Origin of the sequence: Oleidesulfovibrio sp., from assembly GCF_047973035.1 — a bacterium.
Classification (GTDB): domain Bacteria; phylum Desulfobacterota; class Desulfovibrionia; order Desulfovibrionales; family Desulfovibrionaceae; genus Oleidesulfovibrio.
In genome coordinates this window covers 24,379-45,570 of record NZ_JBKEBF010000024.1, presented here as the reverse complement: position 1 = coordinate 45,570, position 21,192 = coordinate 24,379, and the positions used below count along the sequence as shown (strand labels likewise).

Annotated in this window: 21 protein-coding genes; all 21 read right to left on the bottom strand. The window is 49.6% G+C overall.

The annotated features are described in order from the left end of the window. Positions 1-35: 35 nt before the first annotated feature. Entirely contained in the window at positions 36-1,805 is a 1,770-nt protein-coding gene (gene rpoD / locus ACK5LI_RS07995; protein WP_416948000.1) for an RNA polymerase sigma factor RpoD, read from the bottom strand. Beyond that, positions 1,798-3,522, bottom strand: coding sequence for a DNA primase (gene dnaG, locus ACK5LI_RS07990; RefSeq protein WP_416947998.1), 1,725 nt, complete (start codon positions 3,520-3,522; stop codon positions 1,798-1,800). The genes rpoD and dnaG overlap by 8 nt, the downstream gene beginning before the upstream one ends. 28 nt (positions 3,523-3,550) lie before the next feature. Further along, complete coding sequence (locus ACK5LI_RS07985; protein WP_416947996.1) at positions 3,551-5,893, bottom strand: endonuclease MutS2; 2,343 nt, start codon at positions 5,891-5,893, stop codon at positions 3,551-3,553. A gap of 6 nt (positions 5,894-5,899) precedes the next feature. After that, a complete protein-coding gene (locus tag ACK5LI_RS07980; RefSeq protein WP_416947994.1) occupies positions 5,900-6,352 on the bottom strand; it encodes a GatB/YqeY domain-containing protein in 453 nt (150 codons plus the stop codon). A gap of 114 nt (positions 6,353-6,466) precedes the next feature. Next, positions 6,467-6,670: a 30S ribosomal protein S21 gene (gene rpsU / locus ACK5LI_RS07975; RefSeq protein WP_416948047.1), complete on the bottom strand. Its 204-nt coding sequence runs from the start codon at positions 6,668-6,670 to the stop codon at positions 6,467-6,469. 155 nt (positions 6,671-6,825) lie between these two features. Beyond that, a complete protein-coding gene (locus ACK5LI_RS07970; RefSeq protein WP_416948045.1) occupies positions 6,826-7,014 on the bottom strand; it encodes a hypothetical protein in 189 nt (62 codons plus the stop codon). Positions 7,015-7,035: 21 nt separating this feature from the next. Further along, positions 7,036-7,308 (bottom strand): HU family DNA-binding protein, encoded by a 273-nt coding sequence (locus ACK5LI_RS07965; protein WP_416947992.1) that lies wholly within the window; start codon positions 7,306-7,308, stop codon positions 7,036-7,038. Positions 7,309-7,504: 196 nt separating this feature from the next. Further along, a complete protein-coding gene (rsmA, locus tag ACK5LI_RS07960) occupies positions 7,505-8,317 on the bottom strand; it encodes a 16S rRNA (adenine(1518)-N(6)/adenine(1519)-N(6))-dimethyltransferase RsmA (RefSeq protein WP_416947990.1) in 813 nt (270 codons plus the stop codon). 15 nt (positions 8,318-8,332) lie between these two features. Further along, positions 8,333-9,790, bottom strand: coding sequence for an alpha,alpha-trehalose-phosphate synthase (UDP-forming) (locus ACK5LI_RS07955; RefSeq protein ID WP_416947988.1), 1,458 nt, complete (start codon positions 9,788-9,790; stop codon positions 8,333-8,335). A 97-nt stretch (positions 9,791-9,887) separates the two neighbouring features. Further along, positions 9,888-10,691: a trehalose-phosphatase gene (otsB, locus tag ACK5LI_RS07950; RefSeq protein WP_416947986.1), complete on the bottom strand. Its 804-nt coding sequence runs from the start codon at positions 10,689-10,691 to the stop codon at positions 9,888-9,890. After that, positions 10,657-11,184: a DUF2062 domain-containing protein gene (locus ACK5LI_RS07945; RefSeq protein WP_416947983.1), complete on the bottom strand. Its 528-nt coding sequence runs from the start codon at positions 11,182-11,184 to the stop codon at positions 10,657-10,659. Before ACK5LI_RS07945 ends, otsB begins: the two co-directional genes overlap by 35 nt. Before the next feature lie 40 nt (positions 11,185-11,224). After that, positions 11,225-13,264 carry an elongation factor G gene (gene fusA, locus ACK5LI_RS07940; protein ID WP_416947981.1) on the bottom strand — a complete coding sequence of 680 codons (2,040 nt, stop codon included), beginning with the start codon at positions 13,262-13,264 and terminating at the stop codon, positions 11,225-11,227. Between the two features lie 52 nt (positions 13,265-13,316). Beyond that, positions 13,317-14,105 carry a hypothetical protein gene (locus ACK5LI_RS07935; RefSeq protein ID WP_416947979.1) on the bottom strand — a complete coding sequence of 263 codons (789 nt, stop codon included), beginning with the start codon at positions 14,103-14,105 and terminating at the stop codon, positions 13,317-13,319. Between the two features lie 150 nt (positions 14,106-14,255). Beyond that, complete coding sequence (locus ACK5LI_RS07930) at positions 14,256-14,987, bottom strand: outer membrane protein assembly factor BamD (RefSeq protein WP_416947977.1); 732 nt, start codon at positions 14,985-14,987, stop codon at positions 14,256-14,258. Next, positions 14,980-15,903, bottom strand: coding sequence for an NAD(P)/FAD-dependent oxidoreductase (locus ACK5LI_RS07925; RefSeq protein ID WP_416947975.1), 924 nt, complete (start codon positions 15,901-15,903; stop codon positions 14,980-14,982). Before ACK5LI_RS07925 ends, ACK5LI_RS07930 begins: the two co-directional genes overlap by 8 nt. Then, on the bottom strand, positions 15,903-16,226 hold the full coding sequence (gene trxA, locus ACK5LI_RS07920; protein ID WP_416947973.1) for a thioredoxin: 324 nt from the start codon (positions 16,224-16,226) through the stop codon (positions 15,903-15,905). The genes ACK5LI_RS07925 and trxA overlap by 1 nt, the downstream gene beginning before the upstream one ends. A gap of 152 nt (positions 16,227-16,378) precedes the next feature. Next, positions 16,379-17,485, bottom strand: coding sequence for a tRNA (adenosine(37)-N6)-threonylcarbamoyltransferase complex transferase subunit TsaD (gene tsaD, locus ACK5LI_RS07915; RefSeq protein WP_416947970.1), 1,107 nt, complete (start codon positions 17,483-17,485; stop codon positions 16,379-16,381). Positions 17,486-17,567: 82 nt separating this feature from the next. Continuing rightward, complete coding sequence (gene fbp / locus ACK5LI_RS07910) at positions 17,568-18,584, bottom strand: class 1 fructose-bisphosphatase (protein ID WP_416947967.1); 1,017 nt, start codon at positions 18,582-18,584, stop codon at positions 17,568-17,570. A 26-nt stretch (positions 18,585-18,610) separates the two neighbouring features. Beyond that, positions 18,611-19,882 carry an SPOR domain-containing protein gene (locus tag ACK5LI_RS07905; RefSeq protein ID WP_416947965.1) on the bottom strand — a complete coding sequence of 424 codons (1,272 nt, stop codon included), beginning with the start codon at positions 19,880-19,882 and terminating at the stop codon, positions 18,611-18,613. Positions 19,883-19,927: 45 nt separating this feature from the next. Next, positions 19,928-20,878, bottom strand: a complete 951-nt coding sequence (locus tag ACK5LI_RS07900; protein ID WP_416947963.1) for a tetratricopeptide repeat protein — start codon at positions 20,876-20,878, stop codon at positions 19,928-19,930. After that, complete coding sequence (locus tag ACK5LI_RS07895) at positions 20,862-21,188, bottom strand: FtsB family cell division protein (RefSeq protein ID WP_416947961.1); 327 nt, start codon at positions 21,186-21,188, stop codon at positions 20,862-20,864. The genes ACK5LI_RS07900 and ACK5LI_RS07895 overlap by 17 nt, the downstream gene beginning before the upstream one ends. Positions 21,189-21,192 lie beyond the last annotated feature (4 nt).

The window sequence follows — 21,192 nt, the reverse complement described above, 5'->3', positions numbered from 1 at the left end:
AAAATGGCGGCTCCTTCAGGAGCCGCCATACACTTTTAGCTTTCGTAGTATGACCGTAATGTCTGGCTACGGACAGGATGTCTCAACTTTCTCAAAGCCTTGGCTTCAATCTGTCTGATGCGTTCTCTGGTAACATTGAAAAGTTTGCCCACTTCTTCCAAAGTGTGGTCAGATTTTTCATTAATACCAAAGCGTTTACGCAGCACCTGCTCTTCTCTGGGGGTCAAGTCTGCAAGCACAGAAGCGATCTGTTCGCTTAGCTTCGTGTTAACCACTTCTTCTGCAGGGGCAACAGCCTTTTTATCTTCGATAAAATCACCAAGGCTCGAATCTTCTTCATCACCGATAGGCGTTTCAAGCGAAATCGGTTCCTTGGCAATCTTCAATACTTTTTTCACCTTGTCGATGGGATAATCCATACGTTCGGCGATTTCTTCCGGAGTGGGGTCACGTCCCAGCTCCTGCACAAGGTAACGTGAAGTACGGATAAGCTTGTTAATAGTTTCGATCATATGCACAGGAATACGGATCGTGCGCGCCTGATCGGCAATAGCACGGGTAATTGCCTGTCTGATCCACCAGGTGGCGTACGTGGAGAACTTGTAGCCCCTCTGGTATTCAAACTTATCAACAGCTTTCATCAGGCCAATGTTACCTTCCTGAATCAGGTCAAGGAACTGTAGCCCGCGGTTGGTGTATTTCTTTGCAATGCTGACAACCAGGCGCAGGTTGGAGCGAATAAGTTCCTGCTTTGCACGCATGGCATGGCTGTTACCGCGCTTGATACGCCACAGAACTTCTTCAAGGTCAGTCACGTTATGGCAACACTTTTCCTGAAGACGATTCAGGATTTCCATCTTGCCCATGATCATTTCCTTGAAAGAGAAAAGCTCTTCGACTGTCAGATTCAAGCTGTCCGCGGCAACGACAGGATTGATTTCGCGCTCATCCAGCTGCCGGAAAAGTTCGCGCATTTCTACCTGAGTTTTACCGGTAGAAAGAATGTATGCCGAAAGGTCGCGCTGGCAGTTGTGCATCTGACGCACGTAATCCTCGACAGTTTCGATGATACGGTCGATCAGTGTTTTTTCCAGCTTGATATCGCGCAGGCGAGAAACAATTTCCTCTTTGTACGCGATAATTTCCTTCTGGATGCCGTACACACGCTTTTCGAGCGTGGCACATTCATCAAGACGCTGATAAATCTTACGCTTCTTCTTAAAAGCAGTCTGAATTTCATCCAGCAGCATGATTACACGCTGGCGCTGGTTCATTTCATCTTCACTGGGGTCGTCTTCCTCAATGGTTTTAACGACATCCTTCAGCTTGATGTGGTTATCTTTCAGGTCTTCGCCGACGGCCATCTGTTCTTCTACGGCACCGGGGACTTCCACCAGCGCATACAAAACATCCTGCTCGCCTGTTTCTATCTTTTTGGCGATGTTGACTTCGCCATCGCGGTCGAGCAACGGGACCGCCCCCATTTCGCGCAGGTACATGCGCACGGGATCGGTACTACGAGAAGAATAATCCGCAGGATCTTCTTCATCAGTCAGTTCAAGACCACCATCGCCCGCATCATCGTCATTCTCGCCAGGCGACATGCTTATTTTTTTGCCGTCTTTTTCAGAATCGACAATAGCAATGTCGAGCTGATCGAAAATCCCAATGATCTCTTCAATCTGCTCGGGGGTGTTGATCTCCGCCGGCAACGCTTTGTTCACTTCATCAAAAGTGAGAAAGCCTGCGACTTTGCCTTTGGCAATGAGGGTCTTGATTTGCTGGATTTCCTTAATGTTACCCATCGGATCTCCCCAGATTATCTTTCATGGCCCGAAGAAGCTCAAACCCCGCATCGGAATTAGCATCTTTGCTAAGTTGCCTGAGAGCTGCCAACATCATCCGGCTTTGTTCTTTCTGGTTAAGTTCGGCTAACTTGCTGTATAAATCTTCAAGTTCCTGCCGCTCGTTCTCAGCTGGAATAGGGTCAGCCACCCTGCAACGAATCCAAAACGATTTCTGCTCTTCGGAAAAATGATTCGGCGCATCACCCTCGCCGAACTCCAAAAGTTTATCCCACATATCTTTGGCCCAGCGGGAGACAAGAACCTCTTCTGCTCCGCGGGCCTGCAAGTCGGTAAGATGACGAGGGAAGCGAACAGCAAACTCCATCAGGTGGCGTTCAAGCTTGCGCTCTTTTCCAACTCGCCCTGCGGCGGATGAACGAGCCTGAGGAGCAGCCTTGCCCCCTGCCATTTTCAGGCCGGCCCGAAGTTCCGCTTCCTGCAATCCCAGTCCTCCCGCCAGTCTGGACACATAAAAGCTGGCCAGTTCCGGACGTTCCAACTGATTGAGAAACGCAGTGGTCCAATCTAGAATCTCTCGTGGCGAAAAAGTAGTTTGCAGTGTCTTGATACAATAGTCCAAGCCATCAGGAGCCTGATCGGACAATTCGTCAAATGCTTGAGTCCCCTGCTTATGAAGCAAGCTGTCAATATCTTCGCCTTCCGGCATCAACACCACACGGCAGTTCATACCTTTGACAAGCATCATCTCACAGCTGCGCAAAGCAGCTTTGCGCCCGGGGCCGTCTCCATCAAAAATCAAATCTACGTGAGAGCAGAACCCGCTCAGCCGTTTGACCTGAGATTCTGTCAGCGCAGTTCCCAGCACACCACAAGCATTAGCATAGCCGAACTGGTGCAATGCCAGAACATCCATGTACCCCTCTGTCAACAAGGCTCTTTTATGCTGGGAAATAGCCCTTCTGGCCTGATACAGCCCATAAAGGTGGTCACCTTTTTTATAAATGGTACTGTCGCTGCTGTTTATATATTTTGCCTGATCTTCAGAACTAATAATTCTACCGCCAAAGGCAATAACTTTTCCAGAAAGATTTTTTATAGGAAAAATAAGACGTCCGCGAAAACGGTCGTACATTCTTCCGGAATCATTGGTGGAAAGCAGCCCTGCTTTGGCAGCTGCACGGGGCTGGTAACCGGCACGTTGCAACTCGTCTGCCAGTGCGGACCATTCCCGCTTACTCCAGCCAAGCTCAAAACTCTTTACAATTTCAGGCGACATAGTTCGCCCTTGAATGTAATCCCTGCACTCCTTGCCGGAAGCGTCGCGCAGATTACGGCTGAAATGCTGCGTGGCGATTGCATACATGTCAAAGCACTGAGTACGAAACTTCCGCTCCTGCTCTTCGTAAGGGTTAACTTGTCGCTGCCCCAGTGTTACGCCAGCCTCTTCAGCAAGTTGTTCCAGTCCTTCCCTGAATTCCAGCCCGTTTATACGGCAATAAAAGTCAATAAGATCGCCGGAAGCCTGACAGCCGAAACAGTAATAAAATCCTTCTTCTTCGTTAATAGAAAAGGAAGGTTTGGTTTCCTGATGAAAAGGACAAGGAGCCATCCAGCGATTGCCGATTCGACGCAACTCAACATACCTGCGTGCAAGTTCCGCAAGATTCAGTCTGGCTTTAATAGCCTGCACTGCTGAATTGTCATGACCCGACATAGAAAACAAACTCCGTTGGAACTATAAGCTATCTAAGCTCGACAATGGTCATGCCATCGCCCCCGCGCCCTTCAGGCGCAAGAGAAAAGCCTTCAACAGCAGCAAAGCTGCGTAGAAAAGAGTGCACTTCTTTACGTAAAGCGCCTGTACCACGCCCGTGGACGACTTCCACCTCTTGCGTGCCTGCAAGCAGTGCCTTATCAAGAACAGATGCGAGTTCTGCAATGGCAGCATCTGCGCGCAACCCTCTGAGATCAGCCCGCATAGGCGGCCCGACAGAAGCGGGAACATCGCCAGCAGCGTCATCAGCCAAAGGCTTTTTGCCTGTAGCGCCGGAAACAACATGCTGGGTGCCCTGCTGTCCTTGGCCTGCAGAAATATCCTGCAGCTTTACCCACATGGAAACGCCGTTAAGATCAACTTTTACACGTTTTTTGCGAATATCGATCTCTTCAATGACAGCTTTCTTATCCCAGGGAATATACTTTACTGTCATCCCTACAACAAGTTTAGCAGTATCTACTACATCTTCCTGTGGCTTTTCAGCGGTTTTTTCCGCAACCAGACGCTGACGGGTTTCGGCCAGATCTTTTAATGCCTGCTTATGAGAGCGCTTGCCCTGCTTCCACTCGCGCAAAATGTCCTGCGCCTGAGCCTGAACACTTTCAAAAAGCTTCATACGCTCTTTTTCAAACCGCGCTTCAAGCTTGTCACGTTTTACGCGGAACTTGTCTTTCTCTCTGTTCAGTTCGTCCAGTTCATCTTCCCGGGCAACAGCAAGCGAATTCAGTCGTTCAATAAGGGCCGCGGAGTCTTCACCGTCAATCAAAAGATAATTCTGGGCACGCTTAAGTACAGTCTCGGGAAGACCATGTTCGCGAGCCACATCAAGAGCCTGACTGGCCCCGACCTGATCATAAGCAAGGCGATAAAGAGGACGTTTGGTACCGGGATCAAACAAAACAGAGGCAGCCCGAACCCCATCTCTGCTAAGGGCGTACGCCTTAAGCGCAGGGAAGTGAGTGGCAACGCAAACAGTAGCCCCTTTTTCCATCAGTTCGTCCACCACAGCCTGTGCCAACGCAGCGCCCTGTGCGGGGTCTGTGCCAGCACCAAACTCGTCCAGAATAATCAGCGTGCCGTGGTTAACCTGCTCCCATACATCACTAAGATGACGAATCTGAGCAGTAAACGTACTTACGCTGCCTTCCAGGCTCTGTTCATCACCGATAAAGGCATAAATGGCATCCCACCCGGGCAGCGTGCTCCCCTGCTGTGCAGGAACAGGCAGTCCGGCTGCAGCCATCATGGCTATCAAACCGATGGTCTTAAGACACACAGTCTTACCACCGGCATTGCCTCCGCTGATAATCAGGCAGTGCTGGCCGGGCAATAATTCCAGATCTACAGGATGCGTTTTATCTGTAGCCAGTGCCAGTAAAGGATGCCGAACCTGCTTAAGGCAGAAAGGACGGGCATTATCGAAGTCTAGAGCTATGCCGTCATAGGCAGCAGCCAACGCACAACGAGCCTGCAGGACATCTACTTCGACAAGCAGATTCCAGATTGAGCCGATGCTATCCAGTTCAGCCCTGATCAGACCTGTCAGATATTCAAAAATTTTCCGTTCTTCAGCGCGTTCCTGCCGCTTGAGCTGCTGCAGCTGGTTATTCAGCTCTACAAGAAAAATCGGCTCAAAATAACAGGTTTCGCCTGTCTGCGAATAGTCATGAATAATACCTTGCAGCCGGCCTTTAAAGTTTGCTTTTAAAGGCAAAACATATCTGTCGGACGAAAGCGTAATAAACTCGTCCTGCATATAATGGCTGAGGTTATACTTATACGCGAGATCTTTTACTTTGCGGGTGCAAAGTTGGTGAATACGCCGGATTTCCTCACGTACCAGAAGAAGTTCAGGCGAGCTTTCATCACGCAGCAGCCCGTCATCGCCAAGGCAGCGGGAAAGACCGGAGAGGGTCTTCTCAGGCCAGCTGTAGCGGGCAAGCATGTCTTCCAGCAGCGGCCATGCGCCGCCGGTTTCACCAGCTCTGGAGATTGAGGAAGTAAGCTCCCGCCCGAGAACCAGAACTTGCCTGACAGCCCACAAAGCGTCGCAATCCAGCACAGCAGCAGGAGCCTGCAAAAAATGAAAGACGCCTTCCAGATCAGGAAAAGAAGTCAGACGAAAGCCTGAGACCTCTCTCCAACGTTGCCCCTGACTAAAAAAATCACTTCTGGCTCTGGCGGCTTCTACGTCATGCTCCGGAGTAAGCGCAAGACAAGCTTCGGCACCGGCTTCGGATACAGTGTACCCTGCCAGATGCCGAAGCACCTTATCAAATTCAAGAACGTTTGCGGTTCTGGGCTGCATAGAAAATTAAGACAGTGCCTGCAGCTTGGAACGGACCATACCGCTAAGTTCTTTACCGTCAACACGGCCCTTGTACTCAGCCATGATTGCGCTCATCACTTTGCCCATATCCTGCATGGAAGCAGCACCGGAATCAGCAATAGCTTTATCAACAGCTGCGGCAAGTTCTTCCGCACCGAGCTGCGCAGGCATGTATTCCTGCAAGACAGTAAGTTCAGCGGCTTCTTTATCAGCAAGGTCCTGGCGATTTGCATTTTCAAACTGTTCAATGGAATCCTGCCGTTGCTTAACCTGACGCATAAGTACGTCGAAAATTTCGTCCTCGGTAAGAGGACGCATTTTTTCGACCTGCAGGTTTTTCACAGCGGTCTTCAAAAGACGCAGCACACCAAGCTTCAAGCTGTTTTTTGCTTTGTAAGCTGTGATGTAGTCGCTTTCAATACGGGAAGAGAGAGTCATGATATTGCCCCTTTAGATAAGACAATACGGGAAATCCGGAACAAGCCGGATTTCCCGTGAAAGTTATATAAGCCTCAGCAAAGCGCGCTGGCTTTCATAACAGAGAGGTTAAAACTAACCCATGTTAGCCTTACGCATTTTCTTCAGAAGACGCTTACGTGCTGCAGCTTTTTTCTTCTTGCGCATTACGCTGGGCTTTTCGAAATGCTGACGCTTCTTCATTTCAGACAGAACGCCGGCCTTTTCGACCTGCTTCTTGAAGCGACGCAGTGCGATATCAAAGTTGTATTCGCTATCATCAAGGTATACACCGGGCAAAGAAATCACCTCCCTCAGTGGCAAAGTTCCGCAACGGATTGCGGACACCATGAACCGACTTCCTTACCCTCATTCAACCGACATAGCAAGCCCCAATACACACTTTTTCGCATAAAAAAAGGCGACCCGAAGGTCGCCTCATACAAACTGTATGATTAGTGGTGAGAACCACCACCCTGACAGTCCTGTGCAGCCTGAGAGGCCGACTTGACCATGACATAGCCAAGGCCGGCGAAGAGAACAAACAAAACAGCGTACAGAACGCCAAAAAATACAAAGTGATCAGGCATCCACCACGGGATATCCATAGGCAGAGGGCTCTGAATTGTTTCACCATGCAACATCATAACAACAGCCTCCGATTGTTACTTTACAGCATCCTTAAGCAGCTTGCCGGGACGGAACTTAACAACCTTGGCTGCAGGAATGACAAGGGGATCGCCGGTACGGGGATTGCGTCCCTGACGCTCCTGACGGGTTTCGACAACAAAAGTGCCGAATCCGGTAAGGGTCAGCTTGCCTTCTTTAACCAGAACATCTTCTACAGAGTCCAGAAATGCGTTAAGTGCACGCTCTGCATTTGCCTTAGTCAGGTTCGCCTTTTCAGCAATCTTTTCAACCAGATCAGCCTTGGTCATCTGCCGTCTCCTCCTCTCAAGGTTTGCAGGATTATCAGGCTTAAGCCATAATTACCGGCGCACCCACACAAAAAAATTGCAACCGGCAACTTTGAGATTTTTTTCTCAAGCTTTGTTTCGCATGTACCAGAGCGTCTTAAACAGCGCAACCGGCACGTTGTCCGAGAAAGACTCAAGCATATTTAGCGGCATTACGTCAAGATGCCAACCGCATTTCCAACAAGTTTGCAAGTTCTTGAAACTGTTTAGGGGATAATTCTTCAGGTCTTAGGGCCGGAGTCAGCCCATGTGATTCAATCCACAAGCTGACCGACTCATCCCAGTAAGGCTTTAAAATCTTTTGCAATTGCTTTCTACGCTGCTGAAAGCACAACTTCAGGAGCATCGAAAGCGCCCGGGCACTAAATTTTTTATCATCCTCAGGCAACGGATCAAAAGAAAGAACTGCAGAGTCCACCTTCGGCCGAGGCTTAAAAACCGTCGGCGGAACGATAAGCTCTTTTCTGGGCACAGAGAAGCTTTGCAGCCATACAGACAAAGCTCCATACTGACGGGTTCGAGGAGCAGCCAGAATCCTGTCCCCCACTTCCTTCTGAATCATGAAAACTGCACGGGTAAACGCCGAGCGACTCAAAATATCCCACATCAGCGGAGAAGCAACATTATAAGGCAGGTTGCCGATTATTTTCCATGCCTGTCCTTTTCCAAGTTTCTCCCAAGGAAAAGTTAGCGCATCGGTCAACACAACTTCCTTAGTCACAGGACTCTTCGTATCTGTACGTTTATGCTCCCCTGCCCAGTAATAGTCTTTTTCCAGCACCCAAAGACTCATCGGCCCTGCCTGCTGAATAAAAGTCGTCAAAGCTCCAGGCCCGGGGCCTATCTCAATCACCCTGTCCTGCGCTGAAATCTGCAACGCATCCACAATCCTGCGAGAAATATTTTTGTCCTGCAGAAAATTCTGCCCCAGGCTTTTCTTGGCCCGGGGCGCAGTTGCTGAACCGTTCATTATTGGCAATTATCCTTAATCACGAACATTACTTGTAGGAAAATCGTTCAAGTGGCGCGAAAACGCAGCAAGAAGAAACATATCCACCCACCTGAAAATATCATTTTTACGAATACCGTCCCGCATGCGCTCCATTCTTTTACGAACCTGCTCCTGCGGAAACTCTAATGATTCCTTAATCGCCTGTGCCATTCCTTCCGTATCAAACGGATTAATCAGTACCGCACCGTTTTGCAACTGTGCAGCAGCACCTGCGAATTCACTAAGCATCAAAACGCCACGCTTACCCAGATTGCATGCGCAATACTCTTTCGCGACAAGATTCATACCATCGCGCAATGGAGAAACGATAGCCATGGCAGCGGCCCTGTAATACGCCACAAGCTCTTCCCTGCCAAGGCTTCTGTACTGGTACTCGACAGGATTCCAGCCTGGCTTACTGAATAGCCCGTTAATTTCACCCACCATGCGCTCAATATCTTGTTTAAGAGCCTGATAGCGTGGTACCTCCTGCCTGCTTGGAACCATAATCTGCATCAGGGTCACATTCTCATGCAGTTCTGGATACCTGCTAAGCGCTTCTTTATACCCTTCCAGCCTGTATGGAATGCCTTTGGAGTAATCCAGCCTGTCAACTGCAAGAAGCATTTTGCGTTGCTGCATTGCGGCATTAAGTGAGCTGACCATCTCACTGACACCGGCTGAGCGTGCCGTTCTGACAAAAGACCTGTAGTCAATACTTATCGGGAAAGCCCCAACACGCACTACCCTTCCATCAACAAGCAATTCAACAACCGGCCCTCTGCCCTGAGACTTTACATGTGGCAGCAACACATTGATCGCCTGCATAAAATTACGGCGATCACGGTATGTCTGAAACCCCACCAGATCATATTCCAGCAAAGCGGAAAGCACCCTGTCACGCCAAGGCAGCTTGAGGTAATTATCAACAGGAGGAAACGGAATATGCAGAAAAAAGCCTGCCCGCCTCGTACTGCCCATTTCTTTAAGCAGCTGACCGACATGCATCAGATGATAATCGTGCACCCATACATAGGCATCAGGCTGGCCGGAACTTATGACAGCGTCTGCGTATAATTTGTTTACTTTCAGATAGGAGCGCCAGTAGCGGGGATAAAAATTACAAAGCGACTGAAAATCATGAAACAGCGGCCAGATAACTTCGTTAGCAAAACCATAATAAAAGTCTGCAACATCTTCTTTTTCTAGCCGGACCGGGCAAAGCGAATATCCGGCATCACGCGAAAAATCCCCCAGAAGCGATTCTGCCTCGTGTGCCCCCTCAGTTCCGGTCCAACCTACCCAAGTCCCCCCTCTGTCACGCAAAACAGGAGCCATTGCAGAAACAAGGCCACCTGCGCCTGCCTTGATACCCCACTCGCCATCAGCTTTTGATAGCACAACAGGCAATCGGTTTGAGACAACAATCAACCCTTGAGAAGAAGATGGCATAGTCCAGCCTCCTGAATACCAAATATCAGCTAAAACTATACCCCTTACAGCATGTTGATACAACTATAAGAAAATATTTCGGCAGGAAAACGACAAATCAAGAACGTGCAGCAGCAAGAAAAGCCAAAAACTCAAGCAACTCTTGCGGGGGAGAAAGAATCCATTGAGCAGCGCTTTCGACGTCAGGCTTCACTGCTGCCAAAACAGCAGCTCCCGGAACGCCCTGCTGCAGGAAGGGAATCAGCGCACTAAAAGCATCCTCATCGGTCTTGTCATCACCTACATAAAATGCAGCTGCCTGAGGATGTTCCTGCAGCAACGCAGTTACAGCCCGCGCCTTGCTGTATCCCGCTACGCGTAGCTCAAGGCCACAAGCAAAAGGTAAAAGCTCTGCAGTTAAATAACCGGGCAATGAGGCCCATGCAGAACAAACCGCCTGCAACGTAGCCTTTCTACGCGACTCCTGCAGGCTACGAACATGAACTGCTACACTAAAAGGCTTACGCTCAATATTCTCAGGAGCAATCAGAGCAGCAGCCTTATTGTAAGCAGATTCAATCAGCGCAGTCAGGTCAGGGGACAGGTCTGCCTTATGGCATGAGCCGCCTGCAGATTTTCTCTCTCCGCCGTGGCAGCCCCATATTTCAACGTCTGCATCAAGGCCAAGCAAAGAAGGAATTTCAGCGCAGGTGCGGCCAGTAACGATTGCAACGTGTATATCAGGCAGACTCACAAGTGTGCGCAAAGCTTCACGTACACCAGCATAGGGCCACGCCTTGTCACGCTCTGTCGTAAAAGGCGCCAACGTACCATCATAATCAAACATAAGCAGCAGCCCGGGAGCTGCTGCGATCTGATGCCAGAATTCATGATTGTTTTTGGCTTTCGTCCATGTCTGCATTATTCGCTTCCCGACGCTGTTCATACTGCTTGAGCAGCTTGATCATTCTACGCTGACGATAGGCGTTAACAGATCTGAACGTCAGTATGTAAGTAGCAAAAGAAGCCGGAACACCTATCAGGATACCACCGGTAAACATAACCAGCACAATCTCCCACCCTTGATGCAGCATAGCTTTCAGCTCAAGATGGTGCGGATCAAAATATGCGGTTACAGGCATAACCAAGCTGCCAACATAATACAGCATGGTATAGAAGGGGATCATGTTGACAGGGTTGGACACCCATGTCCCCAACGCTGCCGCCACCTTACTGCCTCTGAAAATGAACGCCATAACAACAGCGATTATAGTCTGAAAAGGAATAACCGGCAGACAGCCCACAAAGACACCTACCGCCAATCCCATGGCAATACTATGTGTTGAAGCCTTTAAGCGCAGCAAACGCAAATATTGAAGCCGCACAAGACGTTTAAAAGAAGCCCACCAATCCACGAGTGGTTAACCCTCCGGATAAAAAATAGAACGCTGCAAGTTACTGTAGCATGTCAAAACGGTGGAACTTTAAGACAAGTGCTGCGCGCCCCTGCGTAGCGCTACGCAGTTGCGTGGTAAACCCGAAAAGCATACGCATGGGGGCAAAGCCGCGTACAATTTTTACGCCAGCCTGATCCAGCATGTCTTCAATCCTTCCACCTTTTGCTCCCAGCAGGCTGATTGCATCCCCTACAAAATCAGCAGGAACGGAAATTTCAACGGCCATAATAGGCTCAAGCAATACCGGCTCTGCCAGTGCAAGCGCATTTTTAACAGCTGCCACTGCAGCCATACGGTAGCCTGCCGAAGAAGAAAAGCCTTCTTTTCGTTGCAAAGCACAGACAGCCACCTTAATATCCTGAACCGGATACCCTTTCAGCACGCCACTTTGCAGGCTGTCTTTAACGCCCTGAATAGCATCTGCAAGCCACGCATCGGGGATAGATTCATCAGTCACCTGTGACTCGACAATGATCCCCTCATCACGACCCAACGGCAGTACAGATACACTTACGTGACCATAAAGTTTAATGTCCCCAAGCTCACGGTCAAAAATCCCGACACCGTCTGCGGCTTTGCGAATCGTTTCCTGATAGACAACCTGCGGGTTACCGGCACGCGGACTGACACCGTATTCCCGTTTCAGCCGCTCCAGCACAACTTCAAGGTGCAGTTCGCCCATACCAGAAAGGACACGCTGACCGGAATCCTCGTCATGTTCCAAGGTAAGTGTCGGGTCTTCAACCAGTACTCTTTCAAGGACTTCGTCCAGCTTATCGCCCTCTTCAGAGTTCCGCGGCTCAAGCGCCAGCGAAATTACAGGGCGGTACTGCTGGATATTTTCCAAAACGACAGGGTGCTCTTTATCTGCCAGCGAATCACCGGTACGTGCTTTTTTAAAACCGACAACAGCAATAATATCACCTGCTTTAGCCTGCTCTACCCGTTCACGCCTTCCTGCGTGCAGCTTGAAAAGCTGCGAAGCCTTTTCAAAGCCGCTTTGAGCACAATTCCAGCAGGCAGCACCTTCACTAAGTGTACCGGAGTAAAGTCGCAAAAAAGCGACAGGCCGCGAGCCTTCCATGATGACCTTAAAAACAAGAGCAGAAAAAGGCCCGTCAGGCGTGATTTCTACCGGAACACGCTCTTCGCCAAGCAAGCCATAAGGCGCAACCACATCCTGTGGCCCGGGAAGAAAACGGCAGACGCCATCCATCAAGGGCTGCACGCCGGTATTGCGAAGAGCAGAACCGGTAAAAACGGGAACCAGTTGCAGAGAAAGAGTAGCCTGCCTGATAGTGGCAATCAGGCTGCCACTGCTAATTTCTTCACCACCAAGGTAGGCCTCAAGAAGCGCATCATCAAAGTCAGCCAAAGCTTCAAGCAATTTCTCGCGCCAAGGTTCAGCCAAAGCCAGTTCATTCTCAGAAAGCGGCTCATATGTGTAGGTCTTACCGTAGTCTTCGCTGTCAAAGTTAATCCGTTGCATGGCAATAAGGTCAATAACAGCTTCAAACTCTTCGCCCTGACCGACAGGAATCTGCACAGCAACCGCTTTCGCTTTCAGGCGTGTGCGTATATTATTCAGAACGCCCTCAAAATCTGCGCCTATTCTGTCCATCTTGTTAATAAAAGCAAGCTTAGGCACTTTAAACCGCTCAGACTGCCTCCATACGGTTTCAGACTGAGGCTCTACCCCGCCCACCGCACAGAACACACCGACAGCACCATCAAGCACACGTAACGAGCGCTCCACTTCAATGGTAAAATCAACATGGCCCGGCGTATCGATTATATTGATATCGTACCCCGCCCAGCGACAGCTTGTGCACGCTGACGTGATGGTGATTCCGCGCTCCTGCTCTTCAGGCAGGTAGTCCATTGTGGCAGTACCTTCATGGACTTCCCCCATACGATGGATTTTATCAGCGTAATACAAAAAACGCTCTGTCAGCGTAGTCTTGCCTGCATCAATATGGGCGATAATTCCGATATTTCTAAGCGATTTCAGATAGGAAGAAGAATCTTTAGCGGTCATAAACAGCCTGCCGAATTATAAGGGTTGAACCGCGCAAGGCAAAATCAATATATCAGGCCAGAAAAGCGACTGATCGAGCAAGGAAAAAATCTTTCTGCAAGCCAGGCCAACAAAAAAGAGCTTCCTGTCCGGCTCCCAAGCGGACTGGAACATCAGGAAAAGTATCTGCAGACGCTGCACACGTCGCCAGCAGGCGACCTTTCACACTTGCCGCGGAGCAAATAAGCTCCATATCCGGATGCGCCCAGCTAAGCAGATTCAGATCAGCATCTTTGTCTGCAAAGACAGTATGGTATACAGGCTCGCTCCAGCACTTCAAAGTGCGTTGAGAAGCAGAAGTAGTGTTCAGACCTGATAATACACCTGTGCCCAGAGTCAGCACGGCACCGTGCCCTTTAACTGAACAATCCTGCACAAGAGTAATCAACTGCTGCTCAGAAAGAGCAACCACGGTCTCTACACCCGCAAGCTCACAGGCAGTAAGAATGGTGCCTTCAACAGATTCCGAACCGCACTGCACAACTGCGACAGCCTGCACACCGGAAAAAAGCGCAGGCATAAGCACTGCCAGAAACCGAGGGGCGGAAGCATATCCCTTTGCAAGAACAAAAACACACCAATCGAGAGGCCTGACCTGTATTTCGACAGAACCGCCTTGCGCCAGAACTTTTTTTTCTAAAACAGAAGTAACGTCAGGAAAGCCGTACAAAGCCTGATGCCGAGCAATGTTTGTTTTCAGACAAGACCTGTGAAAGTCAGACACATTGTTATACGCAGCCCCAAACTGATCATCATCAATCTGGCGGGAATAAAGCCATTCGGGGAAGAAGTCATCAGCCATATCAACCCTGCACAACTGATCAATTTTACAGATAAAAAGAAATTTCCTGCATACTATACAGTAAGCAACGGGAACTTGAAAGACACGGGAGGGAGTTCAAGGCGGTTAAATAGATAAAAAAAGGCGGCCGGAGCCGCCTTTTTGTCTTATTTATAACCATTCAAACCATTCTTTCCATGACCCGTGGAGCTTTGCCCTGTCAGTCTGGGCGTGCTCCGCAGTAGCCCGCAGATAGGCTATCCGGCTTTTTTCAATTGCATATTTCTGCAAATCTTCAACGTCAGAGAACTCTTCCGCCACGTATTTATAGCGAAAAGCAGCAGACATAAAACGCTCTGTACGCCAATAAAAATCTGCAACAAAAAGCTCATGTTCCGCCATCAGCCTGCGGCACTGCCCAAGCAGTTCTTCAGACTTTTTTGCATACTCGCTACCGGGATAGGACTCTCGAACACGGCTGAAGTATTCATACGCTTCAGCAACATTTGTTTGAGGCCTGTCGATGGAAACGAAACTTTTCAAGTTGGCGTTACCGATCTGGAAAAGAACATAAGGAATTGCGCTGTGCCTTGGGTGCAGCATTTCAAATTCCTTATATGCCTCTGACGCCAGCAAATACTCTTCATCCAGAAAGTAGGCATCCCCCAAGGACAGCTCTGCCTCAATGGCATAAGGACTGAACGGGAAGTTGTCTTTCAGCTTTGAAAAATAATTTGTAGCCGAAGCATAGTCCTTTTCACGCATGGCGTCGTTACCGGACTCAAAAAGCTCCTGCGCCGTGTCTTCCGGCGGAGGCAAAAAAAAGTAGTCGATGAGACCGCAGCCGGAAAGCATTGCCAGCAGCGGCAGCATCGCCAGAAAGCGCACAACAGATCTACGCATCAAGTTGTTCCAGATACAGGAATGCAGAGTTTGCCGCTGTAGCGCCATCGCCCACAGCAGTGGTCACCTGACGGCACAGCTTGGAACGGATATCACCGGCAGCAAAAATACCGGGGATACTGGTTGCCATCTCTGCATCTGTAATGATGAAACCCTGTTCATCAACTTTCATATCTTCAGGCAGGAAGCCTGAAACAGGCTCAAAGCCGATAAAGATGAACAGTCCATCAAGTTTGAGAAAACGCTCCTCACCTGTCTTACGATTCAGCAGAGTAACGCCTTCGAGTGAGTCTTCACCGTGGATTTTTTTCACGACCGTACTACGGATAACGTCAATGTCAGGCATGACACAAACTTTATCCTGATAGCACTTCATGGCGCGGAAATCATCACGCCTGTGGATAAGATGCAATTTGCCAACCAGCTTGGAAAGATACAGAGACTCTTCCAATGCAGAGTTGCCGCCCCCCACTACACCGACCTCAAGCCCTCTGAAAAAGTTACCGTCACAAAGAGCACAATAGGAAATGCCCTTTCCGGTAAGACGTTCTTCGTTAGGCAGGCCAAGCTTTTTGTAGCGTGCTCCAGAGCTGATGATGATGGCTTTACCTTCTATCCACTCATCCCCGATACGTACACGATTGCGTCCTTTTTCAGGTACAATTTCAGCAACTTCGTCCGTATACTTGTCAAAAGACCATCCGTCGAGGTGTGCTGCAAAAAGATCAACCAGTTCATACCCCTTCAGCCCCTTGGGAAATCCGGGATAGTTCTCAATCTCTTCGGTCATCAGCATCTGGCCGCCGGGCGAAAGTTTTTCGCACCACGCAACAGTCACACCGGAACGGAGAAGATAAAGGGCGGCCGTTATTCCTGCCGGCCCCCCTCCAATAACAATGGCGTCGTAGAGCTTCATTACCCGAGAGCCTTCTGGGTGATCATATCCTTAATGCTGCTTTTGGAAACAGCACCTGTGATCTGTTCCACAACTTCGCCGTCCTTAAACAGAATAAGAGTGGGGATAGCGCGGATACCATACTTGCTGGGGGTCGCGGGGTTTTCATCCACGTTCATCTTAACGATGTTCACCTTGCCGGCGAATTCGGCTGCCAGTTCATCAATGACAGGGCCCATTGCACGACAGGGTCCGCACCAGGGAGCCCAGAAATCGATAAGGGTGGGGAGTTCAGACTTGAGCACTTCAGCTTCGAAATTGCTATCGGTAACCTGCACAGCCATGGGAAGCTCCTTTTAATAACGTTTAGCGGGCGAAACAAGCCTCCCGCTTGATAGCTAAGAGTGCAACTCTCTCATTTGAGTCGCAAGCCAATTCAACTAGAGATATTAGCGCTCTCGAATACTGTCAAGTAAACGAGAGACAACTTTAAGGTTTAAAAAGAATACATCCGGTAATCATCCGGAATCACACGTCCGCGGGGCATTGTTTCTAAGTCCAGCCCATGACACAAGCCCTGAACAGCCAGAAGCCAGCCAGTATAGGCAATCATCGCCCCGTTATCGGTACACAACCCAAACGACGGCAAGTGCAACACCAGTCCGGCCTCATCAGCCAGTCCGGCTATGGAACTTCGTATACGGCTGTTGGCGGCGACGCCACCAGCCACGATAACCGACCGGACCTCACAGCCTTCACTCCGCAACTGCCCCAAGGCCCTCTTTGTCTTTATATACAAAGTATCGGCCACTGCAGCATTAAAAGAAGCACAGACCAGCGGCAGGTCTTCTGCAACATTCTCGGGCAATCTTCTCTCGCATAAAAGAGAGTCTGCCTGTTCTTCTGCCAAGGGGAACTGTAAGGCAACGGAAGGATGCGAGTTCAACCAGCTACCGACCGCTGTTTTCAACCCACTGAAGCTGAAGTCAAGATTGTCGTTATCAACATACGGTCTGGGAAACATCTTTGCATCAGGTTCAACCATATTTCCGAGGACATCAATAAAGCGCCCCCCAGGATATGGAAGATTAAGCATCTTTGCCACCTTGTCAAAGGCTTCACCCGCTGCATCATCCAGCGTACGGCCGATAAGGCGAAATTCACGAGGTGACTCAACAAGGTACAAATGCGTATGCCCACCGGAAACCAACAAGCCCAGTGCGGGAAATTGCAACTTCTGCTCAAGCCCTGCTGCAAGCAAGTGGGCATGCAGATGGTTAACACCGATCAAACGCTGACCACCGGCCAGGACAAGGCCCTTTGCAAACCCGACTCCCACCAGAAGACTGCCCAGCAAACCGGGGCCTCTGGCAACGGAAACAACATCAATATCCTGATACGACAAGTTACAACGCTCCATTAACGCGTCGAACATTCTGGCGATCAGTCGATAATGTTCTCTTGATGCAAGCTCAGGCACAACCCCGCCAAACAGCGCATGCACCTCTGCTTGCGTAGTCATCACCGCATCAACCAGCTTGCCGTTTTCTACAATGGCAAGCGCCGTTTCGTCACAGCTTGTTTCAATTCCTAAACATCGCATGCGCAGTACATCACAATAAAGAAATGAAGCCGGCAGCCCCGCAGGCAGGACAGCCGGCATAATAACACCATGTCAAAGCCAGCTACTTATGCTGACTATAGATTTTCTCAACCATTTCCACGTCACTTCGGGAGCCGATAAAAAGCGGTACACGTTCGTGAAGCTCCGACGGCGTAATATCCAGAATGCGACGCTGACCATCAGTAGCTTTGCCCCCAGCCTGCTCGGCAAGGAAGGCAAGCGGAGAAGCTTCGCACATCAGGCGCAGTTTACCCTGCGGCTTATCCGGCAGGCGGTAATCCATGGGGTACATAAAAATACCACCATAGAACAGGTTACGATGGAAATCAGCAACAAGCGAACCGACATAGCGTAACGAGTACGGCTTACCCAGAGGATTTTCCGTACCTTTGAAATAGCGCATAACTTCACGCGTAGGCTCATCCCAGTAATGCCAGTATGACTCGTTCACCGAGTATACTTTGCCTTGATCTGGGAAGCGGATATCCGGATGCGACAGCAGAAACTCACCCACACTGGGGTCAAGAGTAAAACCGTGCACACCCTGACCGGAAGAATACACCAGCATAGTGGAAGGTCCATAGAGGAAATAGCCAGCAGCAACCTGTTCTACTCCACTTTGCAAAACATCCCCGAGAGTAACGTCTCTGGCAGAAGAACTATCGGATTTTCTGCGCAAAATAGAGAAAATGGTTCCCACATTGATATTCACATCAATATTAGACGAACCATCAAGCGGGTCAAAAATCAAAATATAGTCACCGGCACCAAATTTTTCCGGTACGCGGATAAGGTCTGCGTTTTCTTCGGAAGCCATAGCGCACAGCACGCCCGTGCGCTCCATACGGTGGATGAGAACACGGTTAGCGAATTCATCCAGCTTCTGAACCTGTTCGCCCTGCACGTTAACCTGGCCGGTGCCCCCCAGAACATCCAGCAGACCTGCTTTATTAACGCTTTTTGAAATAATCTTAGCTGCCAGAATCAAGTCGTATAGCAGCGCTGTAAACTGGCCGGTTGCTGCAGGCGATTTGGCCTGATGCAACAGCAAGTGTTCAGTAACAGTAACCTGTCTCATGGAATCTCCTTGTCGGTCCGGCAGATTTAAGGACATTGCTTGCGTCGGCTTACAACACCGGCATCAAGGAATTCTATATTATAGTCAAAACCTGTGTCAGCATTTATAAATTCCCGCACTCTCTTCCACGCATCGGTGGAGGTACGGTAATCGCCAATCTGCACAATATTCCAAAGCTGCCCGTCTTTGTCGTACAGCTTCATTGTGCAAGGCTCAAAACCTGCTTTACGCAGTAATTCTACGCGATCTTTCGCGTAACCTTCGTTAATAAACGCGCCAATCTGCACGGAGTATACAAAATCATCAGTGGCAGGAGCCGCGGTGGGTTGGTCATGTAGTCCGGGGGTTACCCGCTCCGGAGCATTACCGGAAGACACCGGCTCTGATTCCACAACTACGTCTTCATGAATCTCGCCTCTAGCTGCAAGCGCTACGGGGTCAACCTCAGTTTCTTCCATAGCCGGAGCATTACGTAAAGCTTCTCTGGTTTCAAACCAGGCTGCCAGCCCCGCAAGATTTGCCGGATCTTCAGGGTACTGATCAACCGAAGCGGCGTAAACAATCGGAATGCCTCCAAGGTAACGGGCAATCCACAGGAAGCTGCCACGGTCGTCTTCTACTTCGCCCATGACATCAGTCTTCAACTTTTCAGCCCAGTCAACTCCGGCCAGCGGAGTCTTGTCGTAAACATACTTACCGGGCCAAAGCATATCTGTACGGGAAAGGACAACAATATCACCGGGGCTGGGGCAGAAAGCCAGCAGGTTCCGCACATCAAAGTGGGCAATAAGCAAGGCCGATATATCACGGCCGGCAACCATCGGGTTGGCCAGATAAAACTCTGGACCCAGAGGGTTAGCTTCAGCGTAGCCCCGCATGACATGAACAGGTGTATCAGAGGAAGCTTCAAGCAGCGGGTTGTAGTTATAAGGCTTAATGGCAAGCTGAGGTTGCTGGAGCAACACAGTTCCGTCAGTGTCTACTACAGCCACACCGCTCACCCACGGAAAACGTTCAAGAAACCCCGCAATCCACTCATCGCTGGGAAACGTGTCCTGATTATCCAGCACACGACGCATCTGCTCAAGCTGCTCGTCCATACTAGTAAAAACTGTGGCAATTTTTGATTCCACAAGCATCACATCCAACTCTTCATTGTTATCAAGAGTTGCAGGTGTGTTTACGTATTCACGATACAGCTTACGCGTATCTTTCCAGTAGTTTTTAGCATCTTGCTTGCATCCGGAAAGAATGATTGCAAAGGCAATAAAAATGAGGATTCGCGTAAAGCGAGTCACGTTATTCTCCTGCTTAGAAAGTAGATAGGTCGGAATAAAGAAATGCTACCCTGCGGCCCGCGCCTCAAGGCGCTCGGCAAGGCTTTCAAGCATGGTCAACAACTTATGTTTAGAATGCAGGGGCTGTTCGGCCTGTGCGTCTTTTGACGAAGTGCTGGCCGAACCTATTAAGGTAAGAGACTCTTTTCTTGCCAGAATATCTCGCCGGACTTCACTATCCATGGTTCCGGCCAAAAGTTCATCAAGAATCTCCATGGCACCTTTAATATCTCCCTGCTGTGCGAGCACGTCAGCCATGGAGCGGGTACGAAGGGACAATGGTTCGTCATCTTCTACATCAAAGTCATCATTGCCCTGCTCTGCTGCATTCTCTGAAACAGAAAAACCAGAGACATCCGCTACCTGTTCAGCAGCAGAAGATTCTGGCTCTTCAAAAATAAAGTCACTCGCTTCATCAGAGGAAATTCCGGCCTGCGCTTCAGTTGTGACAGCAGCCGCGGCAACACTTTCTATATCCTGAGCAGATACAGACATCGCAGGCGAGGCAAAACCACCTGTTTTACTTTCGGCTGAAGCATTACAACCGTCAGCAGAAAGCGAGCGCAAGCCTTGCTCGATAACTGCGGCCCAGGAAACAGGCGAATCGCCAAATGATGCTGCAAGAAAATCCAGAGCAAGCGAGGCATCTCTGGAATCAGGACGCGAAGCCATTGACCGGCCCCAAGCCTGCCAGAACTGAGGATATTTGCGAAGCCGCTCACTGAGAGCTTCGGCCTCATCATCTGCTTCAAGCTCACGCCCGAGACTATCAAGGCATTCAATCAGAAGCATCCGCGCTTCAAGGTGCTCGGGATGCCGATCCAGCCCTTGCCGCAGAGTTTCTACAGCTTCGGCAAACTGACCGTTATCAGAGAAGAGACGAGCCAGAGGAAAAAAAACTTTAGAGCTTGGCTCAAGCTCAAGAACCTCACGATACCACTTAATCTTCTCGTTCATCGGAAGCCGCTCCTGAGACGTTCTGGGGCATCTTTTCGGGGAAAATATACAGCACTTCGTCGTTTTTTACAAAATTCATCCGCTTACGAATCATTTTCTCTATGTACCGATTATCAGACTGAAGCAGTCTGATCTCCCGACTTAGTGCAACATTACGGCTGTCCAGTTCAACAATCTGTCTTTTCAGCCTCTCAGACTCTGTCTTCAAATCGTTGTATGCAATCAGCCCCTGCTCACCCCAGATCAAAGTGTACACCATGATCAGGTTAAGCAGAAGCGACACACTGATAACAATATGCCGCCAACGCATCTGA

Excerpts from the sequence above, each read along its gene's own strand:
- dnaG (WP_416947998.1), bottom strand. The coding sequence starts at position 3,522 with ATGTCGGGTCATGACAATTCAGCAGTGCAGGCTATTAAAGCCAGACTG.
- ACK5LI_RS07930 (WP_416947977.1), bottom strand. The coding sequence starts at position 14,987 with ATGCGTAGATCTGTTGTGCGCTTTCTGGCGATGCTGCCGCTGCTGGCA.
- fusA (WP_416947981.1), bottom strand. The coding sequence starts at position 13,264 with ATGACCGCTAAAGATTCTTCTTCCTATCTGAAATCGCTTAGAAATATC.
- otsB (WP_416947986.1), bottom strand. The coding sequence starts at position 10,691 with ATGCAGACATGGACGAAAGCCAAAAACAATCATGAATTCTGGCATCAG.
- ACK5LI_RS07965 (WP_416947992.1), bottom strand. The coding sequence starts at position 7,308 with ATGACCAAGGCTGATCTGGTTGAAAAGATTGCTGAAAAGGCGAACCTG.
- ACK5LI_RS07935 (WP_416947979.1), bottom strand. The coding sequence starts at position 14,105 with ATGGCTGATGACTTCTTCCCCGAATGGCTTTATTCCCGCCAGATTGAT.
- ACK5LI_RS07925 (WP_416947975.1), bottom strand. The coding sequence starts at position 15,903 with ATGAAGCTCTACGACGCCATTGTTATTGGAGGGGGGCCGGCAGGAATA.
- rpoD (WP_416948000.1), bottom strand. The coding sequence starts at position 1,805 with ATGGGTAACATTAAGGAAATCCAGCAAATCAAGACCCTCATTGCCAAA.
- ACK5LI_RS07970 (WP_416948045.1), bottom strand. The coding sequence starts at position 7,014 with ATGTTGCATGGTGAAACAATTCAGAGCCCTCTGCCTATGGATATCCCG.
- ACK5LI_RS07955 (WP_416947988.1), bottom strand. The coding sequence starts at position 9,790 with ATGCCATCTTCTTCTCAAGGGTTGATTGTTGTCTCAAACCGATTGCCT.
- tsaD (WP_416947970.1), bottom strand. The coding sequence starts at position 17,485 with ATGCGATGTTTAGGAATTGAAACAAGCTGTGACGAAACGGCGCTTGCC.
- ACK5LI_RS07900 (WP_416947963.1), bottom strand. The coding sequence starts at position 20,878 with ATGAACGAGAAGATTAAGTGGTATCGTGAGGTTCTTGAGCTTGAGCCA.
- trxA (WP_416947973.1), bottom strand. The coding sequence starts at position 16,226 with ATGGCTGTGCAGGTTACCGATAGCAATTTCGAAGCTGAAGTGCTCAAG.
- ACK5LI_RS07985 (WP_416947996.1), bottom strand. The coding sequence starts at position 5,893 with ATGCAGCCCAGAACCGCAAACGTTCTTGAATTTGATAAGGTGCTTCGG.
- ACK5LI_RS07895 (WP_416947961.1), bottom strand. The coding sequence starts at position 21,188 with ATGCGTTGGCGGCATATTGTTATCAGTGTGTCGCTTCTGCTTAACCTG.
- ACK5LI_RS07980 (WP_416947994.1), bottom strand. The coding sequence starts at position 6,352 with ATGACTCTCTCTTCCCGTATTGAAAGCGACTACATCACAGCTTACAAA.
- rsmA (WP_416947990.1), bottom strand. The coding sequence starts at position 8,317 with ATGAACGGTTCAGCAACTGCGCCCCGGGCCAAGAAAAGCCTGGGGCAG.
- fbp (WP_416947967.1), bottom strand. The coding sequence starts at position 18,584 with ATGAGACAGGTTACTGTTACTGAACACTTGCTGTTGCATCAGGCCAAA.